The sequence below is a fragment of the Streptococcus vicugnae genome (assembly GCF_016461705.1).
In the GTDB taxonomy this organism is placed as follows: Bacteria; Bacillota; Bacilli; order Lactobacillales; family Streptococcaceae; genus Streptococcus; species Streptococcus vicugnae.
The window spans coordinates 158,413-174,595 of sequence record NZ_JAEMHW010000002.1 but is presented as its reverse complement, the minus strand read 5'-3'; the positions used below and the strand labels follow the sequence as shown (position 1 = coordinate 174,595).

Genomic DNA, 16,183 nt, shown 5'->3' with positions numbered 1-16,183 from the left:
TACATTATGTCCTTTTTTGGAAGGCAGAAAAAGCCGGCTAAAAGCCGACTTCATCTATATATGTATTAAATTAGAATAATCCAATAGCAGTTCCGTCTTCAGCAACATCCATATTAAGTGCTGCTGGTTTTTTCGGAAGGCCAGGCATTGTCATAACATCACCTGTTAGAGCAACAATAAATCCTGCACCAGTTTTTGGCACAAACTCACGGATTGTAATATCAAATCCTTCTGGCGCTCCAAGAAGTGTTGGATTATCAGAGAAGCTATATTGTGTTTTGGCCATACATACTGGCAATTTATCCCAACCAAATTGAGTAAATTGTTTCAATTGGTTTTTAGCTTTTTTACCAAAGATAACTTTGTTACCACCATAGATTTCAGTAACGATTTTTGTTACTTTTTCTTCAAGGCTTTGGTCATCTGAGTAAAGGCGTTTGTAGTTTGCATTTCCATTTTCAACGGCGTTTACAACGGCGTTAGCAAGATCAACACCACCGTCAGCTCCGTTTGCCCAAACGCTAGCAAGTTCTACTGGAACATCGATTTCGGCACAAAGTTCTTTAAGCGCAGCAATTTCAGCTTCTGTATCAGCAACAAATTCATTAATGGCAACAACTGCTGGAACACCAAATTTACGAACATTCTCAACGTGGCGTTTAAGGTTAGCAAATCCAGCACGTACTGCTTCAACATTTTCTTCACCAAGATCAGCTTTTGCTACGCCACCATGCATTTTAAGGGCACGAATTGTCGCAACGATAACAACTGCATCTGGTGTTGTTGGAAGATTTGGTGTTTTAATGTCAAAGAATTTTTCAGCACCAAGATCAGCACCAAAACCAGCTTCTGTGATAGTGTAATCAGCTAAGTGAAGAGCTGTTGTTGTAGCAAGAACAGAGTTACATCCGTGAGCAATATTAGCAAATGGTCCACCGTGAACAAAAGCAGGTGTTCCATAGATTGTTTGAACAAGGTTTGGTTTAATAGCATCTTTAAGGATAAGTGTTAAAGCACCTTCTACCTTAAGGTCACGCACGTAAACTGGTGTACGATCATAACGGTAAGCAACAACAATGTTAGCCAAACGTTCTTTCAAATCTTTAATATCAGTTGCTAAACACAAGATTGCCATGATTTCTGAAGCAACAGTGATATCAAAACCATCCTCACGTGGAATACCATTAACTGGGCTACCAAGGCCAACTGTTACATGACGAAGGGCGCGGTCATTAAGATCGACAACACGTTTCCAAATAATACGACGTTGGTCAATACCTAACTCGTTACCTTGATGAAGGTGGTTATCAATAATTGCTGAAAGAGCATTGTTAGCTGTTGTGATAGCGTGCATATCACCTGTAAAGTGAAGGTTGATATCTTCCATAGGAAGTACTTGGGCATAACCACCACCTGCAGCACCACCTTTAATCCCCATTACAGGTCCGAGAGATGGTTCACGCAAAGCAAGCATTGTTTTCTTACCGATTTTGTTTAAGGCATCAGCAAGACCGATAGACATTGTTGATTTACCTTCACCAGCTGGTGTTGGGTTGATAGCTGTGACAAGAACAAGTTTACCTGGTTTGTTTTCTTGAACAGATTTGATTTTATCAAATGATAATTTTGCTTTATATTTACCATAGAGTTCAATATCATCAAATGTGATACCAACTTTTTCAACAACTTCTGTGATTGGTTTAAGCTCTACGCTTTGTGCAATTTCGATATCTGATTTCACGGGGACTCTCCTCTGATATTTTTTGATTGATAAAAACATTATAACACACTTTTTTAAAAACGCACGATATTTATTAAAATAATTATTATTGTTCGTTTTTTACCGATGCAAAACAATTATTTTTATCAATAGTTATAGTTATTCCTTATAACCAAGAATATTTCATAAACTGTGAAAACATGGGCAATTGAGTGATTATCTGGTTTTATAATCATTATTGAAGACATTTGTTTTATCAATCAAAGTTTAAAAGCGAAATATCTGATATTGTTCGCTTTTTACTCTATTAAATCTTTAAAAAATATTTTTTCAAACCAAAAACATATTAAACAATTTACGAAAAAAACGTTTTTGTGTAAAATAAGGCTATGAAAATTTTAATTACATCCGGTGGAACCACCGAAAAAATAGATTCCGTTCGTGGCATTACCAATCACGCTACAGGATCCTTAGGAAAACATATTGCAGAAATTTTTTTAGAAAAAGGTTATCAAGTTACTTTGGTGACAACTAAACAAGCTGTCAAACCAAACGAGCATCCTCTTTTGACTGTACATACTATTACAAATGTTGAAAGTTTACTGACAACACTTGAACCTCTAGTCAAAAACCACGATGTTTTTATTCATAGCATGGCAGTCTCTGATTATACTCCAGTCTATATGACAGGACTTAGTGAGGTTGAAAGTGCTCACCGTGTTTCTGATTTGTTACAACGTCATAATACTGAAACTAAGATTTCTTCTAAGGAAGATTATCAAGTGCTTTTTTTGAAAAAAACACCAAAAGTGATTTCTTTGGTAAAAACATGGAATCCAGATATTGCTCTAATCGGCTTTAAATTATTGGTTGGTGTCAGCAAAGAGGAACTTTTTGCTGTTGCGCGTGAAAGTTTGCAAAAAAATAAGGCGCGCTACATCGTTGCAAATGATTTGACAGAGATTGATGGAAATCACCATCACGCTTACATGTTAGATGAGTCAAATGTTTATGAAGCTGATACTAAAGAAAGTATTGCTAGCTTAATTTTTGAAAGGGTGACCAATCATGACTAAAACGATTTTACTTGCTGTTTCAGGTAGTATCTCTGCCTATAAAGCAGCAGATTTAACTAATCAATTAACGAAACAAGGCTACGATGTTCATGTTTTAATGACAAAAGCTGCTACTGATTTTATTACGCCACTAACACTTCAAGTGCTATCAAAAAATGCTGTTCACCTTGATGTAATGACAGAAGATGATCCTAAAAGTGTTAATCATATCGAGTTAGCAAAAAAAGCAGATTTATTTGTCCTTGCCCCTGCTTCAGCTAATACTTTAGCAAAACTAGCACACGGTATGGCTGATAATATGGTTACAGCTACTGCTCTTGCTTTGCCAGCCGATACACCAAAATTAATCGCGCCAGCTATGAACACAAAAATGTACGAAAATCCACTCACACAGCGTAATCTAGCTATATTAAAAGAAGTTGGCTTTGAAGAAATCGAGCCTCGTTCAAGTTTATTAGCCTGTGGAGATATTGGGCGCGGTGCGCTAGCTGAGCTTGACGCCATCATTGAACGTATAGAAAAAATCTTTAAATTTTACTCTTGTCAAGACACTTGTAAATTTGTATAATGTATTGGGCTTTTGAAAGAAAAGTCGAAAAAAGTCGTCCTTTAGGAGGAGTTATGAAAAACAATAAAGCAGCAAGTAATATTGCTACGGTTGCAATTTTCTTTGCTATCATGCTTGTTATTAATTTTTTAACAAGTCTTGTCTTTAACCTTTGGCCTGTGCCAATCAAACCAACCCTTGTACATGTTCCAGTAATCATTGCTTCTATTGTTTACGGACCGAGAATTGGTGCCACACTCGGTGCTTTAATGGGGGTTATCAGTGTCACAGTCAATACTTTGACTCTATTACCAACAAGTTATCTTTTCTCTCCATTTGTTGAGAATGGTAATCTTTCATCACTGATTATTGCTATGGTGCCACGTATCTTGATTGGTATCACACCATATTTTGTTTACAAATGGCTTCACAATAAATTTGGTATCGTTATCGCCGGTGCGATTGGTTCAATGACAAATACAATTTTTGTTTTAGGAGGCATCTTCTTACTTTTTGCTAACGTATATAGCGGAGACATTAAAGCGCTTCTTGCTGTTGTTTTCGGAACAAACGCAATTGCAGAAATGATTATTTCAGCAATTTTGACACTTGCAATTGTTCCAAGATTACAGAAAATCAAATCATAAATAATGAAAATCACGGGAAAACCGTGATTTTTTTTAATGACATGAAGTAAAAAACTTGGTTAATTTTTACCTAACACAAACGTTTGCGTAACTTACAAAAAATGCTTAGAAAGCTTGATTTAACAATATTTTCACCAATATTAAATTTTTACTAGAAAAATAATTTACAAAGTGGTATAATGAAAGCGTTTATAAGATCATAAAAAGGAGTTCCATTAATGACTTACACTGAAAACTATCAAAAATGGCTCGATTTTGCGGGGCTTCCCGACTATCTCCGTGAAGAATTGTTAGCCATGGACGAAAAGACAAAAGAAGATGCTTTTTACACAAACCTTGAGTTTGGTACAGCAGGTATGCGTGGGGTTATTGGCGCTGGTACAAACCGTATCAACGTTTATGTAGTACGCCAAGCTACTGAAGGTCTTGCAAAACTTATCGAAACAAAAGGTGAAGACGTTAAAAAACGTGGTGTTGCTATCGCTTACGATTCACGCCACTTCTCACCTGAATTTGCTTTTGAGTCAGCTCAAGTTTTAGCAAAACACGGCATTAAGGCTTATGTTTTTGAATCACTTCGCCCTACTCCAGAATTGTCATTTGCTGTTCGTCACCTTGGTACATTTGCTGGTATCATGGTGACTGCAAGTCACAATCCTGCACCATTTAACGGTTACAAAGTTTACGGTGAAGATGGTGGACAAATGCCACCTGCTGATGCTGATGCTTTGACTGATTTCATTCGTGCTATCGATGATCCATTTGCTATCGAATTAGCTGATCTTGAAGAAAGCAAAGCTTCTGGTCTTATTGAAGTTATCGGTGAAAATGTCGATGCTGAATACCTTAAAGAAGTTAAAGATGTTAACATCAACCAAAAATTGATTGATGAATATGGTAAAGACATGAAAATTGTCTACACTCCACTTCACGGTACAGGTGAAATGCTTGCACGTCGTGCGCTTGCTCAAGCTGGTTTTGAATCAGTTCAAGTTGTTGAAGCTCAAGCTGTTCCAGATCCAGACTTCTCAACTGTAAAATCACCAAACCCTGAAAACCAAGAAGCATTTGCACTTGCTGAAGAACTTGGACGTAAAGTCGATGCTGATGTTCTTGTTGCAACTGACCCAGACGCTGACCGTCTTGGTGTTGAAATTCGTCAAGCAGATGGTTCATACCGCAACCTTTCAGGTAACCAAATCGGTGCTATCATCGCTAAATACATTCTTGAAGCACACAAAACTGCTGGAACTCTTCCAGAAAACGCAGCTTTAGCAAAATCAATTGTGTCTACTGAATTGGTTACAAAAATTGCTGAAAGTTATGGCGCTAAAATGTTTAACGTTTTGACTGGTTTCAAATTCATCGCAGAAAAAATTCAAGAATTCGAAGAAAAACACAACCACACTTATATGTTTGGTTTTGAAGAAAGTTTTGGTTACCTAATCAAACCTTTCGTACGTGATAAAGATGCTGTTCAAGCTGTTCTTATCGTAGCTGAAATTGCTGCTTACTACCGTTCACGTGGATTAACTCTTGCTGATGGTATTGAAGAAATCTACAAAGAATACGGATACTTCGCAGAAAAAACTATTTCAGTAACTCTTAGTGGTGTTGATGGCGCTGCTGAAATTAAGAAAATCATGGATAAATTCCGTGACAATGCCCCAGTTCAATTTAACGCAACAGATGTTGTTAAAACTGAAGACTTCTTGGCTCAAACAGCTACAAGTGCAGCTGGCGTTGAAAAGTTGACAACACCACCAAGTAACGTTTTGAAATACACTCTTGCCGATGATTCTTGGATTGCGGTTCGTCCTTCAGGTACTGAACCAAAAATCAAATTCTACTTCGCTACTGTTGGTAAAGATTTAGCTGACGCTGAAGCTAAAATTGCTAACATCGAAAAAGAAATCAATGCATTTGTTAAATAAATCTAATTAATGATGTTTAAACTCCTTCTATTTTTATAGAGGGAGTTTTTTATGCATTGCTTTTCAGTTTAAGACCATTAAAGGTTAGTTATCTATTGATTTACATAAATATATTTACATAAAAAGAAACAACACCTAAGGGAGAAAAGGTGTTGTTATGTTGTTTTTTAGAGAGTTTGCATTTCATGAATTGGTTGTTTTAAATATTACCTGTTAACCATGCAACGATAAAGAATAAAGCGAAACCAAAGAGATAGATAAGACCGATAATTGATAAAACTTTCAACCATGGTTTGATTTGGTGTTCTTTGTTGTTCACCAATGAATAGTTCAAGTAGCCAAAGAACGGAGTTGTAATAAATGACGCAATCATCGCAAAGCGAAGCATTGTTGCCACGTTACCAGCAAATAGATAAACAATAACGAGACCAACTGCTGCAGTCACAGTCATCCAAATGTAAAGAGCTTTTTGTGATGACTCTTTTTTACCGAGCAACAAACGAAGAGATTCGTTATTGGCACGAGAGTAACCATCAATAACAGTGATAACTGTACCAAAGATGCATAGGAAGGCGATTAAAGTAATCAAGAAACGAGCCCATTCACCAAGAACTTCAGCATACATATTAACAAACTGAGCGATATAAGCTGCTGATGCTCCTTGCACTTCTTCACCAGAGCCAAATTGAATTAAGGCACCAAGCGCACAGAAGATAAGTGCTAAGATTGCTGTTCCAATGTAACCAATATTAAAATCAAAAACAGCATCCTTCTCTGACATATTGACTGTTTTACGTTTTTCAACTGACCACATTGAATTGATGGCTGAAATTTCAATCGGACAAGGCATCCATCCCATCAATGAAACGATAAATGGTAGAGCAGCCATGCGCCAAGGTGTAGGCGCTTCAAAGTTTGGAGCATATTCACGATGTTTAAATAATGCAATGACTACCGCAAGAACAGTTGCAATTGTTAAAGCAGTCATTACCCATTTCGCAAGTGAATCAAGGAAGCGATAACCACCAATAAGTAACATTGCCCAGATGATCACAATGATAATTGTAGTTAGTTGAGAGATACTCATCCCAAGACCATTTGGGAATACGTTATATAAGATGGCTGCGCAAAGGATACCGACACCTGCTGTATTTACAATAGCTGAAAATACATTCAAAATGAAGAAAATGGCAAGCCAACCTTTTCCTTTTTCAGCATATCCTTCAATCAAGCTTTTGTTATTTTCCATTGTGTATTGTGAACCGAAACGGAAAAATGGATATTTGAAGATGTTAATCAAAATGATTAGCAAAGCCAATTGCCATCCATAGATAGCTCCTGCTTGTGTAGATGAAACGATGTGTGAGCCGCCAACTGCAGCTGATGCCATTAGAATACCAGGGCCAAGTGCTTTTAACTTAGTACGCCAGGTCGACTGTTGTTCTATATTTTCAGTCATAAAATAGACCTCTTTCTAAATAAACTTTTCAACTTTCAGATAATTCTGAATTGTGCAAGAATTATTTTACAACTCAAACCAACAAAAGTCAACCTTTTTGCGTAAATTTTCTGAAAAAACTGAAAAAATTTTTTTGAATTTATTTTTTTATATTAGCTCTTAAATTACCTACTAAAAAAGCCAAGAGCAATTCTTGACTTTTTTAGTTAGTGAATTCTCAATATCTAAAGTATTTCACATAACCAACCACTACTATTATTAAAATCAAAATAGCAATTATCAATTCAAGTAAAAATAAAGCATTTAACCAATGATAAGCTACAAAAAACTTGTACTTCCCTTTAATGCAGTCGCTGAAACAATAAGAGGAAAAGTTAAGGCTGAGAAACCTGGATTAAAACCATTTTTCAATATTCTAGGAACGTGGTATAGAACAATAAAATATAAGACTTGTGATAAGAGAACTAATCCAAGTAGTAAAGGATGATGAACAGTCTCAAAAGCGTTCTGATAGGCTACAAGTACAAGTGCAGGAGCACAAAGTGTCGCCAAATTTGCTTGTATGTCTTCTGGGATACCATGTCTATAAAGCCTTAAAAAAACAACGGGTAATAACATAATGACAGTGAATAATATATAAGCAAAAATGATTTTGCCTAGATGTGAGTAACCTGTCCATGGAACAGTTACGCTAGATATCCCAATTCCGATATAAAGGACTGCCCAAGAGGAAAAACATTACTCAATTTAAAATTCCAAAGAAAACGTTTTGAAAAAACAATTATATAAATGATTAGCAGGATAAAAGATAGCCACCAGATGCTTCGGAAAATCAATTCAGTGATTCCGTACAAATCTGGAAAAACATCACAATAAACAATCATTAGCCTACCTTGCATTAAAAGTGTTGGAAAAATTGAGGCTGTCAAAGGGGCTTTTAAGCTAGCTAAGTAAGTATGAAGGGATTTAATAACAGCAATCATTAAGAAGAAATACAAAACAAATGCTATCCCACCCAAGATATAGCGTAATATCAATGAATAATCACCTAAAATATTCCCAAGCGAAAAGAAGCTTAATCCAAGTCCCCCAATGCTAAAGGAGGTTCTTTTACCTTTCTCATGCATTCTCCTTAATTTATAATTTTTTCTAAAATAATTGCGTAAAAAATACCTCATGCCAATATTTAACACGAGGTGTTTTTTATTTTATCATAAAAGCGTTAAAGTCAAAAGACCTTTAAAAATTTAGAACAAGCTTTTGAAGAAATTAACGATAGCTTGCCAAATGTTTGCCAAAAAGCCTTTCCCTGATTCAATAGCACTTGAAGAATCAAAGTTAAGATTAATTCCCTTAAAGGTTGATCCAGCATTTGAAACAATGCTATCTTTCAAAGAAGCCAAAGCTGATTTGAAACTACTGCTATCAATAATACTTGATTTTGAAAGATTAAAAGCAAAGTTGACAATCATATTGATTTGATTGTTTGATAAAACATCTTTTAATTTATAATTATCAAGTGTTTCATCAACGATTTTACGGACATCATCTTTTGACATGTTTGAACCTGCATCTGCTACTGCTGATTTAATATCTGCTAAGGCAACGTTCAATTTATCAGCATCATAGCCATCAGTTCCTTGATTTTCAGCGTTAATCGTTGACAAAGTGTTCAATTCTTCTTGTGCCAATTGTTTACTTTCATCAGAAACTTTGGCACCATTTTCTTCAAGTGAGTAATAAATACCTGCTAAAGCTGATTCACCAGTTACTGGGATTGGAGAAGCTACTGTGATTGCAGCATGCTCAATTCCAAGAGTAACAGCAGCGTTTCGATACATATCAGAAGTCACTTTTGTGATATTCTCAGGAGTGACAATATTAACTGTCAATGTCTCTGAAGAGCCTAGTTTTTGAATTTTTACTGATGAATACAGCTGCAAGCTTGGATCGTCAGCAACATCCATAATATTTGCATAAGCACTAGTTGTAATTGTTTTAACACTTGTGTCTTTTGAACTGTCATAACCAAGTAAAGATAATGTTTGATTGCGTTGATCATCAGACAAAGAATAACCTAAAACGTAATCTGGTTGAACATATGTTTCATCAATAACATCTTGAACAGAATTGCTTGCTGCCTGAACATGCCCAACAGTTACTGTTGAAAATAAAGCTAGCGCACAAGCCATAAGCGTTTTTTTAAATTTCATCTTAATTAATTCCTTTCACTTAGGTATTTAATTATAGCACTTCTTGTCTAAAGCGTCTGAAAAAAACTGTACTTACTCGTGTAATTCTAAAGGTAAACCATCTGGATCAAAGAAGAAAGTCATTTTTTTACCAGTATAGTCATCATGACGGATAGGTTGTACGTAAACACCCATTTCTTCGAGTTCTGCTTTATAGGCTTCGATATTTTCTACATAGAAAGCTAAGTGGCGAAGACCGCACGCCTCCATGTGATACTCAGGTTGCCCAACTCGCTTTGGAGGAGCAACATAGGCTGGATCTGACGTTTTATTTCCAAAAATTTCTAGCTCAATAGAACCACATTTCAAATCTAACTTATAATCATGACGCTCCGGACGATGATTTTCACGAATAATGTCAAAACCAAGTTTATTAACGTAAAAATCTCGTGATTTGTCATAATCAGATACAATAAGAGCCACATGGTGAACAGCAATTAGTTTCATAAAAATCTCCTTATAAGATATTGTCAGAAAAAAAGCTGAGAATAAAACTTACTCCCAGCTTTTTCTTTAAAAGGTCATTTGATTGTAAGAATAATCAAAGGCTTTATGTATGTCATTAGATGCCTTGTCATAGGCAACCGCTGATTCTAAACTACCTCTGACAACGATTCTCGCAGTTGCTTCCTGATCGGTACACGTTACTAATGTAACTAAGGCTTGATCGGGAACATCATTTAAGACATCTGAACGATCAGGTGCCACTGAAAAAGTGTCGGTGATAACATATGTATAAACATTTGATTTATCTGTAAGATAAATCTTCATTCCGGCTTTCGCATTTTCCAAAGGAGAAAACAACATCTTTGATGAACCAGAAACGCCAAAAACATGATGACTAGCAAGGGCATAGTTATTTTGCCCACCCATTACTTGATCCTCTTTCATCGTTCCAGCACCATAAGATAATTCAGTATTTCCTAAACCTTTAAAGATTGGTAAGTTGATACCAAGATCTGGTACGGCGATACTACCAATGACAGGAAGATCTGTCTTAGTTGATTGAGTTTTTAAAACAGACTGAACCGTGACGGGTTCAACCGCAGAGAAATCAAAAGTAACTTTCGCCTTTTGGTTATCTTGAAGTTTCTTTTTAGTCACTTTATTGATTTGATAACGATTTGACTGATGACCAATCAAAAAATTACAAATGGATTGGTTAAAAATCAAAGCAAGCCCAAATAATAATAAAATCAAGGAAATTGTGACTCTAAGAAATGTCAAGAAACGATGCGTTTTCTTCTCTTTTTTTACCATTCTAATCTTCTACTTCTTCAGTTTCTTGTTCTTCTTCTGGTTGTACAAGAGCAAGTGTCATGATTTTAGCGTCCTGATCAAGGCGCATAATTTTAACACCAAGTGTTGCACGACCAGTTTGTGAGATATCAGCAACACTTGTACGAATCATAACACCAGTATCAGTAATAACCATGATATCTTCATCACCATTTACGGTTACAAGTCCAGCTAATTGACCATTTTTTTCAGTGATATTAGCAGTCTTGATACCTTTACCACCGCGACCTTTAGTTGGGTACTCAGAAGCAAGCGTACGTTTACCGTACCCTTTTTCAGTAATGACAAGAACCTCTTGATCATCTGTAATACGTGATGCGCCGATGACTTCATCTCCTTCACGAAGGTTAACCCCACGAACACCAGTTGCTGAACGGCTCATACTGCGAACATCAGATTCATTAAAGCGAACACTGTATCCTGTTTTAGTACCAATGATGATATCATCACTACCGTTAGTGCGGATAACATTAATCAACTCATCGCCATCTTTAAGGTTAAGTGCCTTAAGACCATTTTGACGGATATTGCTAAATTCAGATTCTTTAGTACGTTTAACGACACCTTGACGTGTGACAAAGAATAAGTAATTTTCGTGATCGTCACTACCTTTTTCACTGATAATTGTCTGAACGATTTCACCTTCGTCAAGTTTTAGAAGGTTGACGATTGGCAAACCTTTTGCAGTTCGTCCATATTCAGGAATTTCATAACCTTTCAAACGGTATACACGCCCTTTATTTGTCATGAAATAAACATGATCATGAGTGTTGGTAGATACTAATTCACGAACAAAATCATCATCATTAACACCTGTACCTTGAATACCGCGTCCACCACGACGTTGTGCTCGGAATTCATCTTGAGCTAAACGTTTGATGTAACCTTTATTTGAAAGAGTAATCAAGACATCTTCTTCTTCAATCAAGTCTTCATCTTCGAGTGAAAGGACTTCACCAACCATCAATTCTGTACGACGTGGATCAGCGTACTTACGTTTGATTTCGTCCATTTCTTCTTTGATGATTGTAATTACACGTTCCGGTTTTGCCAAAACATCAGCCAAATCAGCAATCAAAGCAAGAAGATCATCGTATTCAGCTTGGATTTTTTCGCGTTCCAATCCTGTCAAACGACGAAGACGCATATCAAGGATAGCTTGACTTTGACGTTCAGATAAGTCAAAACGACTCATCAATTCGCCTTGAGCAATCACGTCAGTTTCACTGTTCCGGATAATGCTGATGACTTCATCAAGATGATCAAGAGCAATTAGCAATCCTTCTAAGATGTGAGCACGTTTTTCAGCTTTAGCCTTATCAAACTCTGTACGACGTACAATAACTTCTTTTTGGTGTTCAATGTAATCAACGATGATTTGTTTCAAAGAAAGAATCTTTGGAACACCTTTTTCAATAGCAAGCATGTTAAAGCTGAAGTTTGTTTGCAAGCTAGTAAGTTTGAATAAGTTATTTAGAATAACGTTTGCTGATGCGTCACGACGCACTTCAATGATAAATCGGATACCTTCACGGCTTGATTCATCACGAACGGCGGTAATTCCTTCGATACGTTTTTCTTGTGCCAAGCGAACAATGTGTTCGTGAACTTTTGTCTTATTAACACCATATGGGAATTCTGTAACAACGATACGTTCACGGCCACTCTTAGTTGTTTCAATCTCAGTACGTGAACGTAATACGATAGATCCTTTACCTGTTTCATAAGCTTTACGAATACCAGATTTACCCATAACTAGAGCTCCTGTTGGGAAATCGGGACCAGGCAATACTTCCATTAATTCACGAGTTGTGACATCAGGATTATCCATGACTAATTTAACGGCATCAATAGATTCACCTAAGTTATGTGGCGGAATATTTGTTGCCATACCAACAGCAATACCAGTAGCACCATTAACAAGTAAGTTAGGAAAACGTGATGGCAAAACAAGTGGTTCACGTTCACTACCATCGTAGTTATCTTGGAAATCAACAGTATTTTTGTTAATATCGCGAAGCATTTCAAGAGCGATTTTACTCATACGTGCTTCTGTATAACGTTGTGCGGCTGCGCCGTCACCGTCCATAGAACCAAAGTTTCCGTGTCCGTCAACAAGCATATGGCGGTAACTCCACCATTGTGCCATACGAACCATAGCTTCATAAATTGATGAATCACCGTGTGGGTGATATTTACCCATAACATCCCCGGTGATACGTGCAGATTTCTTATGAGGTTTATCTGGCGTCACACCGAGCTCATTCATTCCGTACAAGATACGACGATGAACTGGTTTTAATCCATCGCGTACATCAGGAAGAGCACGAGCAACAATAACAGACATGGCGTAATCAATAAAACTTGTCTTCATTTCTGAAGTTAGATTTACGTCAATTAAATTCTTATCCTGCATTAAGGAAAAACACTCCTTTTCTAGTGTAAAACTCAACTATATTATATCATAAATACTGCATTAAAACCACATCAACACTAATATCCTTTTACTCCTTTTTAACTGAATGTCAGATAAATTACCACTGCTTTTCATATGATTTTCAAAAGCAAAATACGACAAAAATAAGTAAAATTTTTGTGAAAAATTCACTATTTTTTAGAAGGTAATATGACTAAATTCTCCTAAAAATATTGCTTTCTTCTTTTTTCAATTTTTTCCAATTAGTTCGTGACATTTCTCACTTAACGTGTTAAAATATTATTCGTATGGGCGTCAGCCTAAAAAAATTAAGGAGATGTTTAGATAAATGACTGCAACTAAACAACACAAAAAAGTTATCCTTGTTGGTGACGGTGCCGTAGGTTCTTCTTACGCATTCGCACTTGTAAACCAAGGAATCGCTCAAGAACTTGGTATCATCGAAATCCCTCAATTGTTTGACAAAGCTGTTGGGGATGCTGAAGACCTTAGCCACGCTCTTGCTTTCACTTCACCTAAAAAAATCTACGCAGCTAAATACGAAGACTGTGCAGATGCTGACCTTGTAGTTATCACTGCAGGTGCTCCACAAAAACCAGGTGAAACTCGTCTTGACCTTGTTGGTAAAAACCTTGCTATCAACAAATCAATCGTAACTGAAGTTGTTAAATCTGGATTCAAAGGAATCTTCTTGGTTGCTGCAAACCCAGTTGACGTCTTGACTTACTCTACATGGAAATTCTCTGGATTCCCTAAAGAACGCGTTATCGGTTCAGGTACTTCACTTGACTCAGCTCGTTTCCGTCAAGCTTTGGCTGAAAAACTTGATGTTGATGCTCGTTCAGTTCACGCATACATCATGGGTGAACACGGTGACTCAGAATTTGCTGTTTGGTCACACGCTAACGTTGCCGGTGTAAACCTTGAAAGCTACCTTAAAGACGTTCAAAACGTTGACGAAGCTGAATTGGTTGAACTTTTCGAAGGTGTTCGTGACGCTGCTTACTCAATCATCAACAAAAAAGGTGCTACATTCTACGGTATCGCTGTTGCGCTTGCTCGTATCACTAAAGCAATCCTTAACGATGAAAACGCAGTACTTCCACTTTCTGTATTCCAAGAAGGTCAATACGCTAACGTAACTGACTGCTACATCGGTCAACCAGCTATCGTTGGTGCACACGGTATCGTTCGTCCAGTTAACATTCCATTGAATGACGCTGAACAACAAAAAATGGAAGCTTCTGCTAAAGAATTGAAAGCTATCATCGACGAAGCTTTCTCTAAAGAAGAATTTGCTTCTGCTTGCAAAAACTAATTTCTAGTTTTTGAATAAAAAAGCTATCCCTTGGGATAGCTTTTTTATTTACTATTTTGCATTCAAAGCAGCCATTGTAATGTAATTATATGGCTTATTGAAATGAGGCAAGAAGAATAAATCAGTAAGAGCGAGTTTATCAATTGTCACTCCTTCTTGGATAGCAAGTGAGAAAAGGTGAATTCCCAATGAAATATCTGCCATCGCCATCATTTGTGCACCTAAAATACGTCGACTAACTTTATCGTAAACGATTTTTAAAGTAACTTCAAAATTGTTTTTCTCAATAAAATCAGGCTTTTGTTTATCACTATACTCAACTTCTTCTGCATCGATACCTTTGGCTTTTGCTTTTTCGAGTGTTAACCCTGTTGAAACCATATTCAAGCCATAAATTGAAATACCATTTGAACCTTGGACACCAATCCCTTCAAGTTTATGACCACAAGCATTATGTGCAGCAACAATACCTGTTCTAACAGCGTTTGATGCAAGTGCAATATAGTCAGTTTCACGAGACGCATTGTTATAGATTGTTGCACAATCTCCAATTGCGTAAACATCTTGAGTACTTGTTTCTTGATTCTTATCAACTAGAAAGGCTCCATTTTTGAACAACTCAAGTTTACCACCAGCAAGGCCGGTGTTTGGTCGGAAGCCTACAGCAAGTATAACCATATCAGTTTGGTAAGTTGCCTTGTCAGTTATGATTTTTTCAACTTTCGTCTTACCAACAATTTCTTTTACGGTTTCACCAAAAGCCAGCTTAATACCATGTGTTTCTAGATTTTTAGCCATAATATCACTAAGATCTTCGTCATAATAGCCTGCTAAACAAGTATTAGCAACATCAATCAAAGTAACTTCTTTTCCTTTACGTTGGAACGCTTCAGCCAGTTCAACACCAATGTAACCTGCTCCTACAACAGCTACACGCGAGATATCTTTATCTTTTAACTTTTCAATAACATCTTGCGCATTTTGATATAATTTTACAAATTGGATATTTTCAAGTTCTGCTTCAAATTCTTGTGATCCCTCCTTTAAAGCTACACCTTTAATAGGTGGAATAATTGGTTGTGAACCTGTAGCAAATATTAACTTTTCATACGTTTCAAGATGTGGTTTACCGTCAACTAATGCAGTCACTGTTTTTTGCTCATAGTCAATTGATTCTACAGGAGAATTCATGTAAATTCTTGCACCTAATTGCTCAAGTTCTTCTTTATTTGAATAAAAAAGTCCTTCAGGTCCTGAAATTTGTTGACCAATCCATAAAGCCATACCACATCCCAAAAATGAGATATTAGAGTTTTGATCAAATACTACTACTTCGTTTTCTGAACCATAGTTAGTTAACATCGTTTTTATGCAAGCTGTACCAGCGTGATTTGCTCCAATAACAACAATTTTACTCATAGAAGTAACCTCAATTATATTATTTTATTAAGATAACTATATCACACATGTAAATCGCTTACAAATATTTAGCTT

The 16,183-nt window shown here is 36.5% G+C and carries 14 protein-coding genes; 5 read left to right on the top strand and 9 right to left on the bottom strand.

Translation table 11 applies throughout. From position 1 onward, the window contains the following. Positions 1–70 precede the first annotated feature (70 nt). A complete protein-coding gene (locus JG537_RS04355; RefSeq protein ID WP_132869769.1) occupies positions 71–1,741 on the bottom strand; it encodes a formate--tetrahydrofolate ligase in 1,671 nt (556 codons plus the stop codon). Positions 1,742–2,109: 368 nt separating this feature from the next. On the opposite strand from JG537_RS04355, the gene JG537_RS04350 reads away from it, so the two are divergent. The 4 genes from JG537_RS04350 to JG537_RS04335 all read left to right on the top strand — a co-directional run bounded on the left by JG537_RS04350 (position 2,110) and on the right by JG537_RS04335 (position 5,924). Then, a complete protein-coding gene (locus JG537_RS04350; RefSeq protein WP_199543927.1) occupies positions 2,110–2,796 on the top strand; it encodes a phosphopantothenate--cysteine ligase in 687 nt (228 codons plus the stop codon). Beyond that, positions 2,789–3,364 carry a phosphopantothenoylcysteine decarboxylase gene (coaC, locus tag JG537_RS04345; RefSeq protein ID WP_199543925.1) on the top strand — a complete coding sequence of 192 codons (576 nt, stop codon included), beginning with the start codon at positions 2,789–2,791 and terminating at the stop codon, positions 3,362–3,364. The genes JG537_RS04350 and coaC overlap by 8 nt, the downstream gene beginning before the upstream one ends. Before the next feature lie 53 nt (positions 3,365–3,417). After that, positions 3,418–3,990: an ECF transporter S component gene (locus JG537_RS04340; protein WP_074481765.1), complete on the top strand. Its 573-nt coding sequence runs from the start codon at positions 3,418–3,420 to the stop codon at positions 3,988–3,990. A gap of 218 nt (positions 3,991–4,208) precedes the next feature. Next, positions 4,209–5,924 carry a phospho-sugar mutase gene (locus JG537_RS04335; RefSeq protein WP_132869737.1) on the top strand — a complete coding sequence of 572 codons (1,716 nt, stop codon included), beginning with the start codon at positions 4,209–4,211 and terminating at the stop codon, positions 5,922–5,924. Between the two features lie 199 nt (positions 5,925–6,123). Here JG537_RS04335 and JG537_RS04330 read toward each other — a convergent pair whose 3' ends face one another. The 7 genes from JG537_RS04330 to gyrA all read right to left on the bottom strand — a co-directional run bounded on the left by JG537_RS04330 (position 6,124) and on the right by gyrA (position 13,350). Further along, complete coding sequence (locus tag JG537_RS04330; RefSeq protein ID WP_199543924.1) at positions 6,124–7,383, bottom strand: NRAMP family divalent metal transporter; 1,260 nt, start codon at positions 7,381–7,383, stop codon at positions 6,124–6,126. 318 nt (positions 7,384–7,701) lie between these two features. Further along, the gene (locus JG537_RS04325; protein WP_199544561.1) at positions 7,702–8,001 is read right to left on the bottom strand and encodes a TDT family transporter; all 300 of its coding nucleotides are present in this window, start codon (positions 7,999–8,001) and stop codon (positions 7,702–7,704) included. A gap of 68 nt (positions 8,002–8,069) precedes the next feature. Beyond that, positions 8,070–8,510, bottom strand: coding sequence for a TDT family transporter (locus tag JG537_RS04320; RefSeq protein ID WP_246454290.1), 441 nt, complete (start codon positions 8,508–8,510; stop codon positions 8,070–8,072). A gap of 120 nt (positions 8,511–8,630) precedes the next feature. Next, a complete protein-coding gene (locus JG537_RS04315) occupies positions 8,631–9,596 on the bottom strand; it encodes a DUF1002 domain-containing protein (protein ID WP_199543923.1) in 966 nt (321 codons plus the stop codon). Positions 9,597–9,668: 72 nt separating this feature from the next. Continuing rightward, positions 9,669–10,082: an SMU1112c/YaeR family gloxylase I-like metalloprotein gene (gene gloA2 / locus JG537_RS04310; RefSeq protein ID WP_199543922.1), complete on the bottom strand. Its 414-nt coding sequence runs from the start codon at positions 10,080–10,082 to the stop codon at positions 9,669–9,671. 66 nt (positions 10,083–10,148) lie between these two features. Further along, positions 10,149–10,895 carry a class A sortase gene (locus JG537_RS04305; protein ID WP_199543921.1) on the bottom strand — a complete coding sequence of 249 codons (747 nt, stop codon included), beginning with the start codon at positions 10,893–10,895 and terminating at the stop codon, positions 10,149–10,151. Between the two features lies 1 nt (position 10,896). Beyond that, entirely contained in the window at positions 10,897–13,350 is a 2,454-nt protein-coding gene (gyrA, locus tag JG537_RS04300) for a DNA gyrase subunit A (protein WP_199543920.1), read from the bottom strand. A gap of 349 nt (positions 13,351–13,699) precedes the next feature. Here gyrA and JG537_RS04295 point away from each other — a divergent pair, with 349 nt between their 5' ends. Continuing rightward, positions 13,700–14,689, top strand: coding sequence for an L-lactate dehydrogenase (locus JG537_RS04295; RefSeq protein WP_132869900.1), 990 nt, complete (start codon positions 13,700–13,702; stop codon positions 14,687–14,689). A 51-nt stretch (positions 14,690–14,740) separates the two neighbouring features. On the opposite strand, the gene nox is transcribed toward JG537_RS04295, so the two are convergent. Then, the gene (nox, locus tag JG537_RS04290; protein ID WP_199543917.1) at positions 14,741–16,108 is read right to left on the bottom strand and encodes a H2O-forming NADH oxidase; all 1,368 of its coding nucleotides are present in this window, start codon (positions 16,106–16,108) and stop codon (positions 14,741–14,743) included. Between the last annotated feature and the right edge of the window lie 75 nt (positions 16,109–16,183).